Origin of the sequence: Paraconexibacter algicola, assembly GCF_003044185.1 — a bacterium.
Lineage (GTDB): Bacteria > Actinomycetota > Thermoleophilia > Solirubrobacterales > Solirubrobacteraceae > Paraconexibacter > Paraconexibacter algicola.
Genome location: NZ_PYYB01000002.1, coordinates 47,552 through 62,546, shown reverse-complemented (window position 1 = coordinate 62,546; position 14,995 = coordinate 47,552). Strand labels below are relative to the sequence as shown.

The 14,995-nt window shown below is 69.4% G+C and carries 13 protein-coding genes; 9 read left to right on the top strand and 4 right to left on the bottom strand.

The window, feature by feature from the left end; genetic code table 11:
• Window positions 1-6 precede the first annotated feature (6 nt).
• From C7Y72_RS14240 to C7Y72_RS14225, 4 genes are all read left to right on the top strand, one after another.
• Window positions 7-759, top strand: coding sequence for a HipA family kinase (locus C7Y72_RS14240; protein WP_107569867.1), 753 nt, complete (start codon window positions 7-9; stop codon window positions 757-759).
• On the top strand, window positions 752-1,129 hold the full coding sequence (locus C7Y72_RS14235; RefSeq protein WP_107569866.1) for a DUF3037 domain-containing protein: 378 nt from the start codon (window positions 752-754) through the stop codon (window positions 1,127-1,129). The genes C7Y72_RS14240 and C7Y72_RS14235 overlap by 8 nt, the downstream gene beginning before the upstream one ends.
• Before the next feature lie 72 nt (window positions 1,130-1,201).
• On the top strand, window positions 1,202-2,290 hold the full coding sequence (locus C7Y72_RS14230) for a type IV pilus twitching motility protein PilT (RefSeq protein ID WP_107569865.1): 1,089 nt from the start codon (window positions 1,202-1,204) through the stop codon (window positions 2,288-2,290).
• Window positions 2,291-2,293: 3 nt separating this feature from the next.
• Window positions 2,294-3,502, top strand: coding sequence for a type II secretion system F family protein (locus tag C7Y72_RS14225; protein WP_107569864.1), 1,209 nt, complete (start codon window positions 2,294-2,296; stop codon window positions 3,500-3,502).
• A gap of 210 nt (window positions 3,503-3,712) precedes the next feature.
• On the opposite strand, the gene C7Y72_RS14220 is transcribed toward C7Y72_RS14225, so the two are convergent.
• The 4 genes from C7Y72_RS14220 to C7Y72_RS14205 form a co-directional block, all read right to left on the bottom strand.
• Window positions 3,713-3,976 carry a hypothetical protein gene (locus C7Y72_RS14220; protein ID WP_107569863.1) on the bottom strand — a complete coding sequence of 88 codons (264 nt, stop codon included), beginning with the start codon at window positions 3,974-3,976 and terminating at the stop codon, window positions 3,713-3,715.
• Window positions 3,977-4,030: 54 nt separating this feature from the next.
• The gene (locus C7Y72_RS14215; protein ID WP_146175390.1) at window positions 4,031-4,960 is read right to left on the bottom strand and encodes a hypothetical protein; all 930 of its coding nucleotides are present in this window, start codon (window positions 4,958-4,960) and stop codon (window positions 4,031-4,033) included.
• Between the two features lie 83 nt (window positions 4,961-5,043).
• Complete coding sequence (locus tag C7Y72_RS14210; protein WP_107569861.1) at window positions 5,044-6,807, bottom strand: hypothetical protein; 1,764 nt, start codon at window positions 6,805-6,807, stop codon at window positions 5,044-5,046.
• Window positions 6,804-7,217: a hypothetical protein gene (locus C7Y72_RS14205; protein WP_107569860.1), complete on the bottom strand. Its 414-nt coding sequence runs from the start codon at window positions 7,215-7,217 to the stop codon at window positions 6,804-6,806. The genes C7Y72_RS14210 and C7Y72_RS14205 overlap by 4 nt, the downstream gene beginning before the upstream one ends.
• Before the next feature lie 204 nt (window positions 7,218-7,421).
• Between C7Y72_RS14205 and C7Y72_RS14200 the strand changes: the two genes are divergently transcribed.
• From C7Y72_RS14200 to C7Y72_RS14180, 5 genes are all read left to right on the top strand, one after another.
• On the top strand, window positions 7,422-7,715 hold the full coding sequence (locus C7Y72_RS14200) for a helix-turn-helix transcriptional regulator (RefSeq protein WP_158276866.1): 294 nt from the start codon (window positions 7,422-7,424) through the stop codon (window positions 7,713-7,715).
• Between the two features lie 133 nt (window positions 7,716-7,848).
• The gene (locus tag C7Y72_RS14195) at window positions 7,849-9,852 is read left to right on the top strand and encodes a type I restriction-modification system subunit M (protein ID WP_199223975.1); all 2,004 of its coding nucleotides are present in this window, start codon (window positions 7,849-7,851) and stop codon (window positions 9,850-9,852) included.
• Complete coding sequence (locus C7Y72_RS14190) at window positions 9,849-11,120, top strand: restriction endonuclease subunit S (RefSeq protein ID WP_107569858.1); 1,272 nt, start codon at window positions 9,849-9,851, stop codon at window positions 11,118-11,120. Before C7Y72_RS14195 ends, C7Y72_RS14190 begins: the two co-directional genes overlap by 4 nt.
• Window positions 11,121-11,152: 32 nt before the next feature.
• Complete coding sequence (locus C7Y72_RS14185; RefSeq protein WP_199223974.1) at window positions 11,153-11,941, top strand: restriction system modified-DNA reader domain-containing protein; 789 nt, start codon at window positions 11,153-11,155, stop codon at window positions 11,939-11,941.
• The gene (locus C7Y72_RS14180; protein WP_107569856.1) at window positions 11,941-14,991 is read left to right on the top strand and encodes a type I restriction endonuclease subunit R; all 3,051 of its coding nucleotides are present in this window, start codon (window positions 11,941-11,943) and stop codon (window positions 14,989-14,991) included. Before C7Y72_RS14185 ends, C7Y72_RS14180 begins: the two co-directional genes overlap by 1 nt.
• Window positions 14,992-14,995: the final 4 nt, after the last annotated feature.

Here is a 14,995-nt window from a genome sequence, read left to right as displayed (position 1 = left end):
CGCGGCGTGCTGCGCACCGTGTCCGCCACGCGCTACGTCACCCCGCTGCGGGAGGGCGGCTCGCTGCCCGCCCTGGTGGAGGCCAGCGACGACGGCCTGTACGTCACGAAGCTCCGTGGGGCGGGGCAGGGGCCGAAGGCGCTCGTCGCGGAGGTGATCTGCGGTGAGCTCGCCCGCGCGCTGGGCCTGCCGGTGCCCGAGCTCGCCCTGGTCGACCTGCCCGTCGAGCTCTCGCACGCCGAGCCCGACCCCGAGATCCAGGAGCTGCTGCAGGCCAGTGCGGGCCTCAACCTCGGGCTCGACTTCCTTCCCGGGGCGCTGCCGTACACCCCGGTCGGTCGCGTGCAGCCCACGCCCGAGCAGGCCGCGGACATCGTCTGGTTCGACACCTGGACGGAGAACGTCGACCGGACCCCGCGCAACCCGAACCTCGTCGTCTGGCACGGGGCGCCCTGGCTGATCGACCACGGCGCCGCCCTGTACCGCCAGCACCAGCCCGACGGGCTGGGCGGTGGCGGAGGCCGCTTCCCGCTGAGCGCCCAGCACGTGCTGCTGCCGGTCGCCGCGTCGATCGCCGACGCCGACGGCCGGCTGCGGCCCCGGGTCGACCGGGCGCTGCTGGAGCGGGTCGTCGGGCTCGTCCCGACCGACTGGCTCGGGGACGTCCCGGCCGCCCTCTACGTCGAGGACCTGCTGGCGCGGCTGGACGGCGACCGCCCGTGGGTGGCGGGGGCGGAGGAGGCGCGGACCGGTGCCTGAGGTCTTCCAGTACGCGGTCCTGCAGGTCGTGCCGTCGATCGAGCGCGGCGAGCGCCTGAACGTCGGCGTGGTCGTGCACGCGCGGCGCCTGCGGTTCCTGGAGGTCGCGATCCGCCTCGACGAGGCGCGGCTGCGCGCGCTCGCCCCCGACCTCGACCTCGACGCGCTGCGCGAGCACCTCGACGGCCTCGCGCGCGTCGCCGCGGGGGACCCGACCGCCGGGGCCGTCGCGGCGCTGGAGCGGTCCGAGCGGTTCCACTGGCTCGTCGCGCCGTCCTCGACGATCGTGCAGGCGGGCCCCGTGCACACGGGGCTGTGCGAGGACGCCGACGCGGTCGTCGCGCGGCTGCTGCGCGAGCTCGTCGGCTGACCGGCGGACGGACGACCGGTCCTGCGGGCCGGGCTTCAGCTTTGCCCGCGGTGCGCCGATACGACCGGCACGATGCGGTTCGACTTCGCGGATCTGTTGATGGACGTGCTCGACCGGCGCGCCTCCGACCTCCACCTCACCGCGGCGAGCAAGCCGATGGTGCGCGTGCGCGGCCGGCTGACGCCGATGGACGACTACCCGGTCCTCGACGCGACCGACACGCGGGAGATCGTGTACTCGATCCTCACCAACGACCAGCGCCAGCGGCTGGAGACGGACTGGCAGCTGGACTTCGCGTACTCGATCCCCGGGCACGCCCGGTTCCGCGTCAACGCGTACTTCCAGCGCAGCGCGCTGGGCGCCGCGTTCCGCCTGATCCCGGCGCAGATCGTGCCGATCGACGACCTCGGCCTGCCGCCCGTCGTGCACGACCTGTGCACCAAGCCGCGCGGCCTGGTGCTCGTGACCGGCCCGACCGGCTCGGGCAAGTCGACGTCGCTGGCGTCGATGATCGACGAGATCAACGACACGCGCGAGGAGCACATCCTCACGATCGAGGACCCGATCGAGTTCCTGCACGGGCACAAGAAGTGCATCGTCAACCAGCGCGAGCTCGGCGGGGACGCGCAGTCCTTCGGTGCGGCGCTCAAGGCGGCGCTGCGCCAGGACCCCGACGTGATCCTCGTCGGCGAGATGCGCGACCTCGAGACGATCTCGACGGCCCTGACCGCCGCGGAGACCGGGCACCTCGTCTTCGGCACGCTGCACACGCAGAGCGCCCCGTCGACGATCGACCGCGTCATCGACGTCTTCCCGCCCCACCAGCAGCAGCAGATCCGCGTGCAGCTGTCGATCGCCCTGCAGGGCGTGATCACGCAGACGCTGATCCCGACCGCGGACGGGTCCGCGCGCGTCGTCGCGTGCGAGACGCTCGTGCCGACCCCGGCGGTGCGCAACCTCATCCGCGAGGGCAAGACGCACCAGATCCCGTCGGCGATGCAGACCGGCAGCGCGCACGGCATGCAGACGCTCGACGCGGCCCTGGCGGGGCTCGTGCGCTCCGGGAAGATCACGCAGCGGGTCGCGGAGACCCGGTCCTCCACGCCCGACGAGCTGCGCCGGCTGCTCGGCGGCGGCTTCGGGTCCTCGATGGCGGCGTAGCGCATGGCCACCTACGTCTTCAAGGCGATGGACGTCACCGGGGCCAAGGCCCAGGGTGAGGTCGAGGCCGAGAGCAAGCAGGCGGTCGGCGACCAGCTCAAGCAGCGCGGCCTGATCGTCCTGGACATCGCCGACAAGCACCGCTCGCGCGAGATCAACATCAAGCTGTTCGACCGGGTCAAGCCGGACGACCTGACGATCATGACCCGCCAGCTCTCCACGATGGTGAGCAGCGGCATGACGATCCTCCGCGCGCTCTACGTGCTGGAGGCGCAGACCGAGAGCGACAAGCTCAAGGAGACGCTCGTCCAGGTCCGCAAGGACGTCGAGGCCGGCCTGCCGCTGTCCGACGCGTTCGAGCGCCACCCGAAGGTGTTCGGTCCGCTGTTCGTCGCGATGACGCGCGCGGGGGAGACGGGCGGCGTCCTCGACCAGTCGCTGCTGCGCGTCGCCGACCAGCTCGAGAAGGACGCGGCGCTGCGCCGCCAGATCAAGTCGGCGATGGCCTACCCGGCGGTCGTGATCAGCTTCGCGCTGATCACGCTGATCGCGCTCGTGACGTTCCTCGTGCCCGTGTTCGTCGGCGTCTTCGAGCAGTTCGGCGGCGACCTGCCGCTGATCACGAAGTTCACCGTGACGCTGTCGGACATCATGACCGGCTACTGGTGGGCGATGATCGGCGTGACGGTCGCCGCGGTCTTCGCGTTCCGCAAGTGGAAGTCCACGGACTCCGGCCGCGCGCAGTGGGACCGCTTCAAGCTGCGGGTGCCGATGAAGATCGGCGACATCGTCCAGAAGGTCGCGCTCGCCCGTTGGTCGCGCACGCTGTCGGCGCTCGTGAGCGCCGGCGTGCCGCTGCTGCAGGCACTGGAGATCACCGGCAAGACCGCGGGCAACTTCGTCGTCGAGAAGGCGATGACCGACGTGATCGCCAACGTGAAGGCCGGCGGCATGATCAGCGAGCCGCTGAAGACCTCCCCGGTGTTCCCGGGCATGGTCAGCCACATGGTCGGCGTCGGCGAGGAGACCGGCGCGCTCGACACGATGCTCTCGAAGATCGCGGACTTCTACGAGGACCAGGTCGACGCCGCCGTCAAGCAGCTCACCTCGATCCTCGAGCCCGTGATGATCGTCATCGTCGGCGGCATGGTCGGGTTCATCGTGATCTCGATGTACCTGCCGCTGTTCAAGGTGTACGACCAGATCCAGTAGCGCCGGGTTGTTCTCGGGTTCGTTCTCAAGTTCGGGCGCTGAGAAGTCCCTGCAAATAGGCAGGTTGTGAGAGCCGCCCCATAGGCGGCTCTCTTGTTCTCGAGTTCGCCCCCATGGGCCGCTGTTCTCGAGTTGCGGTGACGATGGTCAGTACCGCTGTGGGAAGAGGGGGACGCTTCGTGAGGACGGCCGGCCGGGCCGCTGGGTCGGTCAGTGGGAGGCGCGGAGGCGGTCGGCGAGCCCGGCCTCGAAGGCTGCCAGTTCAGCTTCGAACGGTCCCATGGCGTCAACGCCGGCGGCGATGGCGTCGATCTCGTCTGCCATGGCAGCCAGGTTGGGCGGGTGGCGTAGCAGCTGCGCGACGATGAGCCAGACGTCCCGGCCGGAGTAGCCGTAGGTGCGCACGATGCGTGCGAGGTCGTCGGCGTCGAAGGCCGGGTCTGGGCTCGGTTCGTCGCTAGCGGGGTTGCTCACAGCCGCGCAGTCTCGACGGCCCGGCGCCGGGCGGTCAAGCAGCGTCGGCGTTGGTCATCCGTTCGCGCGTGTGATGGCAGCGATCTGCTCGTCGGCGTCAGCGACGAGGCCGATGACCATCCCGTCGGCTGTCGTGCGGACGTCGAGGAGTCCGTGGCGGTCGTACTCGCGCAACGCACGGACGCGTTGGATCGCGGCCTGCAGGGCCGACCGGCCCGGCCGACCCTGCGTCAGCTCCGCGACGGTCAACGCCCAGATGATGGCCCAGACCGCGAGCCAGAACGGGCGCATGTCCGTGACGGCGTCACGCTCGGGCTCGCCATCGACCCAGGCCGCCGGGCCGTTCGGGTCGAGGTGGACGAAGCTCTGCAGCGCGGCGGCGCTCGGGTGGTCGAGGTCGGCGAACGGGTCGTAGACCCACTCGTAGAGCTCGGACATGGACACCATCTGCAGTGGTGCTGGTGCGGCGGCCCGGACGTCGTTCAGCCAGTTGGTGTCGACCGTGGCTGCCATGGGGCGCAGCTTCCCGGGTCCTTCCGGGTGGGTCGCTATGAACGCGGTGTAGTGCGCGTGGAGTTCCGGGGTGAGCAGCGTTTCCCCGCGTTCCGCCCAGCGGGCGTGCTTGCTGAGCGCTGAGTTGTACGTCTTGCGCAGGAAGCGCGGGAGGCGCGCGGGCGGGTCGGCGCTGATCCACGCGTAGTGGATGACGTGGTCGACGAGGGTGCGGCAGAGGGCCGCGCCGTCGAGTCGCGACATCGACGGTACGAGGTAGCTGATGTGGCGCAGCGTGCTGGCCATCCGCGCCATCAGGGCGGCTCGCGTGACTTGCCAGTCCTCGAGGAAGACGGCGCCCGGCTCGCCTGGCACCCGCACCTCGGCAAGTGGCCCGGCGAGCTCGAGAACCGTCTCGATGGAGAGCAGGACGGCGGCGTGCTGCTCCGTCGGCACTGGGTAGCCGACGCGCAGGCTCAACGGCTCGGACATCACGGGGCAGCTTGGTCGGCAGCCCGGACGCGTCTCGCGACGACCTTGGAACCGGCGCGCCGTCGGGTACTCCGCCTGCTCGGTCACGCCGCGACGTGTGGTGCACCGACGGCGAGCGCGGCGGGCGGGGTTTTGCCGGTGGCCGGCAGGCCGAAGCGGCCGGAGATGCCGCGCTGGCGGCGCTCGTCGTAGACCTGCTGGGCGACGAAGCTCAGCGCGGCGATCTCCAGCAGGGCGTTGAGCGTGCGTGGGTCGTTGTGGCGGGTGCGGTCCGGGCCCGGTGTGCACATGCGCCGAGCGGTCTTCAGGCGCGAGTTGTAGGTCTCCGACATCGAACGGCGCGCCATGATCGCCAGACGCTTCCCGTAGAGGTCAGGGCGTCCCTCCGGGTAGTGCGGCAGGCCACCGAGCAACTTCCAGTTGGCGGACATGGAGACCCCGGGCCGACCGTGATCGGCGCAGGTGGCGCGGACGCGATGCTTGTCGGGTTCGTTCTCGACGCCGGCGTAGAGGTTCCGCGAGTTGCCGTGCTCGTCGACCTGGACCTTTCCGTCGACGCGGTACCGGCGCGGGAAGAGCGACTGCTCGTTGAGGTCCATCGGCTTGCGGCAGATCCCGCAGTAGAGGCGGCCGTTCGGATCGGTGCCCCATACGCTGCCGTTCTTGCTGGCGCCGGGCGGGAACTGCCGGTCGCCGCGCTTGTCGTGCAGCGGGAAGCAGCCCTGGACGCCGTAGTTGACCACCAGCAGACGGTGGGAGATGGCCTGATCGAAGGCCGAGTCGCCGGTGACGATCTGCAGGCCGACGTCCGGCCACAGGCGGTACAGGTCGCTGAGCAGCGGCACCAGGCCGAAGTGCTCGTTCTCGGTCTGCGAGCGGCGGACGACCGGCATACCGGTGACGAGGTCGCAGAGCGGCAGCTCGTAGGTTCCGCGCCACTTCTTCTTGAAGCCCGTGACGGTCACCTTGTCCTCACGGCCGAGCTCCCTCTTGCCGCCGGCGCCCTTGCTGTCGTCGCCCCAGGCGCGGAAGCGCGCGTTGGGTACGCGCTCGCGTAGCTTCTGTTCGCGCTCGTCGTCCTCCTTGTATCCGCGCTGCGGAATCCACAGAGGGTGGTCGGTGCCGTCGATGGACAGGACCTCGCCGATGGGCGCGTCCGGGAAGTAGCCGACGAGCTCGCGCAGCAGGTCGACGCGGCAGGCATCGACGAGCGGCATCAGCGTCTCGGCGACCAGCGGCAGCTGGCGAGCGACCGTCGGGTAGCTGGCCATCTTCAGCTCGGCTGCCGAGGCGCCCAGTCCGGGGAGGTGAGGGACGGCGCGTCCCTCGCGCATCCGCTCCAGCGACTCGAAGAGCACGCGCAGCTGCGCGCGGTGCGTGAGGCGGTTGTAGGCCTCCTCGAGATCACCTGCCTCCGTCCAGCCGAAGACGATGAGCACTGCCTTGGCGCACGCGTAGTGCGGTTTCGGGCCGGAGCGACCGCGCGGCGGGTCGGGCCACTCGCACCACAGCTGCTGCAGGCGCGGCATCTCGAGGACGAGACGGAGGTCTTCGAGCTCGTCGTCGAGCTCAGGCGCCGCGCACACCGGGTGGTAGCGCTCCAGGTGCTTCAGGAACGACGCCTGGATCCGCTGCTGCAGCGTCGTCGCGGCGGTCGTGCCCGACGCGCGCCGTCGCTGGGTGACCTCGGTAAGCACGAACTCGAGCTCGGCGCGGTGGGCGGGATCGTCGGGGTCGACGTCGACACCGGCCAGCAGGCGCTTGGCCCACGCCTTGACCTGCCGGTCGTAGACGAGCGGGTCCTTGCGCAGCGGCGCTTGGAACGGCTTGGGACGCCGGCTCCTCACGACCGCCCACCTCCGCCCCGGTCGCGGTTCGGCGGTGTCTGCGGGGCGGTCGTGGGCGGCTGAGTCATCGCGGCGGAGAGGTCGGAATCGGAAGTCAGCTTCTGACACGCGTCGGACGGAACCGATGCGAACGTGTGTTCGTCCTGCTCCCGGCGGGAAACCGAGGCGGGCGGCGCTTCCGAGGCGGCCTCGGGCCCTGCAGAGTGCGGGAACGCCGCTTCCCACGAACGGGCGCCCGTGCGCCGCCAAAGCGACGCCGCAGCATCCGGGTCTTCGCCATCGAGGATCACGGCGAGCAGGGCCTCGACGGCTTCCGCCGTTGCCTGCTCGGGGGCTGAGTTCGCGATCCCGATGCGGAAGCACACGGGCTCCATGCCGGGGATCGATGGGAGCTGGAAGTCGTCGTTCATGTCCCGAAGACATCCGGCGACACGCCCATCGCCCTGGCATCAGCAGATGCCTGCTGATGCCAGGCTCACTCGGCCACCTGGCGGCCGCGACGCGCGCCCAGCCTGGGTTCATCAGCTAGCTGCTGACGCGATTGTGCAGCGGGCGGCGATGCGGTTTTGTTCGACAGGTCGATGGCCGAACCACCAGACCACCCCCTACGACGGATGCGCAGGCTGCGTGGCCTGTCCCAGGAGCAACTGGCCGCGTTCGTCGGGGTGTCGACGAAGACGATCTACAACATCGAGCGCGACGTCCACGTCCCCAACGTCAAGCTCCTCGCGAACCTCGCGCAGGTCCTCGGCTGCAAACCCGGCCGCATCGCTCAGCCCTGGTGGTTCAGGGAGTGGCATCAGCTCAATCCGCGGCAAATGACCGAGCCGCCCACCCGCGAAGAGGTGGCCGAAGCGGGCAACGGCCCGTGGTGGGACGACCCCGAGGACCCCGGCGCCGCCGGGTGACACTCTCGCGGCAAGCCGGGTGTCATCCAGGTTGACGTCAGGTGTAGCGGTCAAGCTGCGACCCTCCGTAGCGGACGGGCAACTCAAGAACGGTGCTCGGCGGCTGCGCGCCGAGTGATGTTGGAGGCATGACGTGTCGAACGAGGAGACCAGCCGGCTGCCGGAGGGCGCGATGAGCACCGAGGTGCGAAACCACGCGAACCTCATCTGGTCCATCGCCGAGCTGCTGCGGGGCGACTACAAGCAGGCCGACTACGGCAAGGTGATCTTGCCGCTGGTCGTCATGCGCCGGCTGGATCAGATGATGGAGCCGACCCGGGACGCCGTCATCGAACGGGCCGCCCAGCTCGAGGCAGCAGGGGTGGAGAACCTCGAGCTCGCGTTGCGCTCGGTGGCGAACCTCGACGTCTTCAACCGCCACCGGCTGCGCTTCCACCAGCTGCTCGACGACCCGGGCAACATCGCCGACCTCCTGCGCTCCTACATCGACGGCTACTCGGCGCTCGCCCGCCAGGTCGTCGACAAGTTCGAGTTCGACGGCCAGATCGACCGGCTCAAGGGCGCGAACCTCCTCTACAAGGTCATCGGCCGGGTCTGCGAGGTCGACCTGCACCCCGACCGCGTCTCCAACGCCGACATGGGCGCCATCTTCGAGGAACTCATCCGGCGCTTCGCCGAGGCCTCCAACGAGACCGCCGGCGAGCACTACACACCGCGCGAGGTCGTCCGGCTCATGGTCAACCTCCTGCTCGACGGCGACGACGACGTCCTGCGCCAACCGGGCGTGCGCCGGCGCGTCTTCGACTGCGCGTGCGGAACCGGCGGGATGCTCTCCGAGCTCGAAGAGCAGATCCACCGTTACAACCCGACGGCGGACGTCCTGCTCTACGGCCAGGAGCTCAACCCCGAGTCCTACGCCATCTGCCTGGCCGACATGCTCATCAAGGGCCAGGACGCCACGCACATCGTCCACGGTAACTCCCTGTCAGAGGACGGTCACAGGGGCGAGCGCTTCCACTACGCCATCGCCAATCCGCCCTTCGGCGTCGACTGGTCGAAGGTCGAGGAGGCCGTCCGCGAGGAGCACGAGGTCAAGGGCTTCGACGGGCGCTTCGGCCCAGGCCTGCCGCGCAAGTCCGATGGGCAGCTGCTCTTCCTGCTGCACCTCGTCTCCAAGATGCGCGCTCCGGAGGACGGCGGCGGCCGCATCGCCATCGTCCACAACGGCTCGCCCCTGTTCACCGGCGCCGCCGGCTCCGGCGAGTCGGAGATCCGCCGCTACCTGCTCGAGAACGACCTGCTCGAGGCCATCGTCGCCCTGCCTGAGCAGCTCTTCTACAACACCGGCATCGCCAGCTACGTCTGGCTCATCTCCAATCGCAAGGCGCCCGAGCGCGAGGGCATCGTCCAGCTCATCGACGCCCGCTCTATGTGGGCGAAGATGCGCAAGAGCCTTGGCGAGAAGAGACGCTTCCTCACCGACGAGCACATCGCCGAGATCACCCGCCTGCACGGCGCGCTCGAGGAGGGCGAACACGTCAAGCTCGTCTCCGTCGAGCAGTTCGGCTACCGGACCATCGCCGTCGAGCGGCCCCTGCGCGCCCGCTGGGTCCTCGACTCCGCGGCCTGGTCGCCGCTGCCCGAGGACAAGGCGTTCGCCAAGCTCCCCGACGAGCACCGCGAGGTCGTCGCCCGAGCCATGACCGGGCTCGTCGACGGCCAGGTGGCCGGCGGCGAGGACGCGCTCAAGAAGCTCGTCAAGGAAGCGCTCATCGACGAGGGCATGGCCAAGCCGCCGGCGCCACTCGTCAAGGCCCTCGTCGCCCGCTGCATGGTCCGCGACCCCGAGGCCGACCCGGTCCTGGACGGCAAGGGCCGCGTCGTCGCCGACCCCGACCTGCGCGACAGCGAGAACGTCCCGCTCACCGACGACGTGCACGACTACCTGGAGCGCGAGGTCCTCCCGCACTCCGACGACGCCTGGACCCCCGACCCCGACGGCAAGGTCGGCTACGAGATTCCCTTCACCCGCCTCTTCTACCGCTACACGCCCCCGCGGCCAAGCGAGGAGATCAAGGCCGAACTCCGTGAGCGCGAGGCGCGCATCCGACAGCTGCTCGAGGAGGTGCTGGTGTGACCTTCCCCGAGCTGCCACTCAAGCGTTTCGGTCGCATCGTCGGCGGGGCCACGCCGAGCGCAGACGAGCGCAACTGGAGTGGACCGGTGACGTGGTACACGCCGACGGACGTGTCGGCCGTTCACGGTGGCGTCCTTGGGGACTCCGGACGGACACTGACGGAGGAAGGCGCTGAGAGCTGCGCCACCGTTCGCATCCCAGCTGGCTCGGTGGTCTTCACGTCGCGGGCGCCCATCGGCAACGTCGCACTGACCACTCGCGAGTGCACGACTAACCAGGGATGCAAGACCCTTGTCCCGCGCGCGGATGTCGACCCTCGCTTCGTGCGATACGCCGGCCTTGTCCGACTCGAACACATGCGCGCCGCCGGAACCGGAACGACTTTTCAGGAGGTCAGCGCCGAACGGCTCGGTGCTGTCACGTTCCCGTTCCCAGACGGTGCCTCGCAGAACGCCATCGCAGACTTCCTTGACCGCGAGTGTGCGCGTCTTGCCGAGATTTGGGCCGAGGTAGAGAGCGCGCTCAAGACCGTCGCGGAGGAGCTGCGGAGCTCTGTGGACCACCGCACCGCGGAGCTCCGGCGCGTTCGGCTGCGCTTCGCCCTGAAGCGGATCGAGCAAGGCTGGAGCCCTCAGTGCGACAACCGGGAGGCCGGGCCGGACGAATGGGGCGTTCTGAAACTGGGATGCGTCAACGGCGGACGGTTCGTAGACGAACACAAGGCCTTGCCCCTCGGTGTTCCGCCTCGGGCGGAGCTCGAAGTGGCCCCTGGCGATGTGCTCATGTCGCGAGCCAACACCCGCGACCTTGTGGGCAGCTGCGCGCTCGTCGAGAGGTGCCGACCCCGCCTCATGCTGTCGGATCTCCTGTACCGGCTGGTGGTGGACTCGATCATGTGGGAGCCGTCCTTCGTCGTTGCTGCGCTGAACGCGCACGCTGTTCGAGGCCAGATTGCCGCCGCGGCTGCCGGTTCGGCTGGCTCGATGCCGAAGCTGAACCATGAGCTCGTCAAGAACTTGACCATCCCGAAGTGCTCTGTGGAGGAACAACGCGAGGTCCTTCGGCGGATCGAACAGGATCGTGAGCGACCCGCGCGCCTCGGTATCGAGCTGCATGCCCTCCTCGAGGGCGTCGACGCTTACCGCGACTCGCTCATCACCGAGGCGGTCACCGGCAAGCTCGACGTTTCGAAGATGAGCGAGGCGCGTATGGAGGAGAACCTCCAAGCCGTGCGCGAGGGTGAGGCCCCGGAGGTCTTGACGTCGTGAGCGGCGCACCCGTAGTCCCGGTCAACGTACAGGTGCCGTCCGACCCGACGGCGCCGGTCGTCGCCGACCTCGCGGTGCACGCGCTGCGTGTCGCCTACGCGCTGCGGCGAGACCTCGAGGGCTTGCCACAGGAGTGGAAGCAGCCGGGCATCTACGTGCTGCTGACCGACGATGGCAGCGGCAACGTCTACGTCGGCCAGGCGGTCGACCTTCGCGGCCGGCTGTTCCAGCACCGCAGCAGGCCGAAGCTCGACTGGCGCCGCGGCGTGCTCGTCAAGCGGGACGCGTCGCACGGCTTCAACAGCGCGGAGATCGGCTACCTCGAAGGTCGCGTCGCCAGCGAGCTCGGCGCGCTGCCCGGCTTGACCGTCATCGAGGGTCTCAAGAGCCAGGACATGACCCTGCCGCCCCACCACATGCTCGCGCTCGACGCCCTCGTCCCGAGCGTTCTCGCATCGCTGCGCCTGGCCGGGCTCGACCTGCTGAAGGACGCGCCCACCACCGAGGCGTCCGAGGCAGCGACCGGCGCCAAGCGCACAAATACCGCGGTGCCCGGCACGGTCGCGGACCTCGTCGCGGCTGGCCTGCTGCGCGCCGGCGCGGAGCTGCACTTCAAGCGGGCCGGCAAGGAGGCGACCGCCATGGTCACGACTTCTGGCGACATCGTCGTCGATGGCGTGACGTACTCATCGCCGAGCACGGCCGCGCAGAAGGCGCTCGACCTCAAGGCCGCGAACGGGTGGGTGTCATGGCGAGTCGGCCCGACCGGCCCGACGCTCGCAGACCTGCGCGTCCAGCTCCCCGAGCAGGAGGCTGACTAGTGACCACCACCATCCCGTCGGCCGAGAAGGACTTCGAGGGCCTCATCGTCGCGGAGCTCACCGGCGCCGGCGGCTGGGTCGCTGGTGACCCCAAGGGCTACGACGCCGAGCTCGGCTTGTACGCCGAGGACGTCGTCGACTTCCTCTCAGAGACGCAACCGAAGACGTGGGAGCGGCTGCACAAGCTCACCGGCGGCGAGACGGCCGCTCGCTCGGCGGTGCTCAAGCGGCTGGCCGCGCAGCTGGACCGGGCCGGCACGGTGGACGTGCTGCGCAAGGGCTTCAGCGAGCGCGGTGTCTCGTTTTCGCTCTGCCAGCTGCGGCCGGCGCACAGCATCGATCCCGACACGGAGGCGCGCTACGCGGCCAACTTGCTGCGGGTCGTGCGGCAGGTGCGCTTCGACCCCAAGTCCGGGGAGTCGGTCGACCTCGTGCTGTTCGTCAACGGCGTTCCGACGGCAACGGCGGAGCTGAAGAACCGTTGGACCGGCCAGCAGGTCGAGCACGCGATCAAGCAGTACCGCGAGGACCGTGACCCGAGGAACACGCTTTTCGCGCGGCGGGCGTTCGTGCACTTCGCGATGGACGCCGAGCTGGCGTTCATGACGACGCGCCTGGAGGGCAAGCGTACGGCGTTCCTGCCGTTCAACCAGGGTTCCGGCGGCGCCGGCGAGCCGGGCGGCAAGGGCAACCCGGGCGTGGCGGACGGGCACCCGACCTCGTACGTGTGGCGGGAGGTGTGGGACCGAGACCGCTGGCTCGAGCTCATCCAGAAGTTCGTTCACGTCGAGCCGGCCGACCCGGCCAAGAAGGGCTCGCGGCCGACGGTCATCTTCCCGCGCTACCACCAGTGGCACGTCGTCGTCAGCTGCCAGGCGCACGCGCGCGTCCATGGCGCCGGTCAGAACTACCTGATCCAGCACTCGGCCGGGTCGGGCAAGACGAAGGAGATCGCGTGGCTGGCGCACGACCTCTCCACGCTGCACCAGGACGACGACTCGAAGGTCTTCGACAAGGTCATCGTCATCACCGACCGTCGCGTGCTCGACCGGCAGCTGCGCGAGCAGATCGCGCAGTTCGAGCAGGTCGCCGGCGTCGTGCGCTCGGTGACGCAGGGCTCGTCGGAGCTCAAAGACGCCTTGGGCTCCGAGCAGGCGAAGATCATCACGACGACGCTGCAGAAGTTCCCGTTCGTCTTGAAAGCTCTGGACGACGAGGCGCTCAAGCACAAGCGCTACGCCGTCATCGTCGACGAGGCGCACTCCTCGCAGACCGGCGAGTCGGCCACCGACCTCAAGGAGGCGCTCGGCGCGCTGCGCCCGGAGGACCTCGACCTCGACGAAGACGACGGCACCCCGCCGGCGCTGCTGGCCCGGCTTGCCGCCCGCGGCAAGCAGCCCAACCTTTCCTTCTTCGCCTTCACCGCCACGCCGAAGGGCAAGACGCTCGAGCTGTTCGGCACGCGTGATGCCGCGGGCCAGCTGCGGGCGTTTCACACCTACTCGATGCGTCAGGCCATCGAGGAGGGCTTCATCCTCGACGTACTGGCCAACTACACGACCTACGAGCAACTGCGCCGCCTCGAAGACAAGGCCGGCAAGGAGCTCGAGGTGCCCGCCGGGCAGGCCAGCTCGCGCCTCGCGCGTTTCGCCGAGCTGCACCCGTACGTCAAGAGCCAGAAGGCCGCCGTTGTCGTCGACCACTTCAAGCGCGTCGTGCGGCCGCTGCTCGGCGGTGAGGCAAAGGCGATGGTCGTCTGCGAGAGCCGTGAGGAGGCCGTGCAGTGGAAGCGCGCGCTCGATCAGGAGATCGAGCGCCACGGCCATGACGACGTCAAGACACTCGTGGCCTTCTCCGGTGAGGTGACCGTCCGCAACGTCGAGGCCGACAACGCTGGCATGTCCTACACCGAGCCGGAGATGAACAAGCAGGGCGGCAAGCCGCTGCCGGAAGCCAAGCTTCCCGAGGAGTTCGACAAGCCCGCCTACGGGGTGCTCGTCGTCGCCGAGAAGTACCAGACCGGCTTCGACCAGCCAAAGCTCTGCGGCATGTACGTCGACAAGAAGCTGACTGGCGTCAACGCCGTGCAGACCCTGTCACGGCTCAACCGCTCCCACCGCGGCAAGGACTCCGTCTACGTCCTCGACTTCCGCAACACGGGCGAGGAGATCCGCAAGGCCTTCGAGCCGTTCTTCGGCCGCACCGAGGGCGTCCCGTCGGATCCCAACGTGCTCTTCGACGCTGCCGACACCGTCACGAACTTCGGCGTCATTAACGACGCCGAGCTCGACGCCTTCGCCGCCGCGTGGGCACGCCTGGAAGAGATCGACGAGGACAAGCGTCACGCGGTCTTGTCGACCTCCACGCAGGCCGCCTACGACGCCGCCCGCGATCTCGACTCCGACACGCGCTTCGCGCTGCGCGAGGCGCTCAACCGCTTCGTGCGCTTCTACGGCTTCCTCTCGCAGGCGCTGCCGTACATCCCGCCGCGCACCGAGGTGCTTTTCCAGTTCTCGAAGGTCCTCATGAAGCGCCTGGCGTCCGACACGCCCGACGGCGGCCTGGATCTCGCCGGCGACGTGGTGCTCACGCACTACCGCCTGCAGGAGGTCGGCACCGAGAAGATCGCTCTCGGCGACGAGGACGTCGAACCGCTCAAGGCCATCACCGGAGACGGCACGGGCGCCGGTGGCAGAGGCGAGATTCCCATGGGGCTGCTCGGCGAGCTCGTCGAGCTGTTCAACGAGCGCTACGGGGCAGACCTCGGCGACACCGACATGCTCAAGGTGGCCACCGACGTCCGCGACACCATCCGCGACAAGGAGCCCGGCCTGGCCGAGCAGGCGGCCAATAACTCGCGCGAGGACTTCGTGCGCGACCGCGACGGCATGCTTATCGACGCCGCCATGACCGTCGACGGCGACCGCGACCGGCAAGCCGCGCTGCTCAAGGCCTTCCTCGACGACGAGGACTTCCGCGCCCGCGCCGGCCAGCTCATCTTCGGCGCGATCTTCGACAGCTACCAGGGCGGCCAACAGGCGGAAGCCTGAACGT

What these genes read in the sequence shown, in the direction of transcription:
- C7Y72_RS14225 (WP_107569864.1), top strand. Translation starts at nt 2,294, where the DNA reads ATGGCCACCTACGTCTTCAAGGCGATGGACGTCACCGGGGCCAAGGCC.
- C7Y72_RS14200 (WP_158276866.1), top strand. Translation starts at nt 7,422, where the DNA reads ATGCGCAGGCTGCGTGGCCTGTCCCAGGAGCAACTGGCCGCGTTCGTC.
- C7Y72_RS14230 (WP_107569865.1), top strand. Translation starts at nt 1,202, where the DNA reads ATGCGGTTCGACTTCGCGGATCTGTTGATGGACGTGCTCGACCGGCGC.
- C7Y72_RS14215 (WP_146175390.1), bottom strand. Translation starts at nt 4,960, where the DNA reads ATGTCCGAGCCGTTGAGCCTGCGCGTCGGCTACCCAGTGCCGACGGAG.
- C7Y72_RS14205 (WP_107569860.1), bottom strand. Translation starts at nt 7,217, where the DNA reads ATGAACGACGACTTCCAGCTCCCATCGATCCCCGGCATGGAGCCCGTG.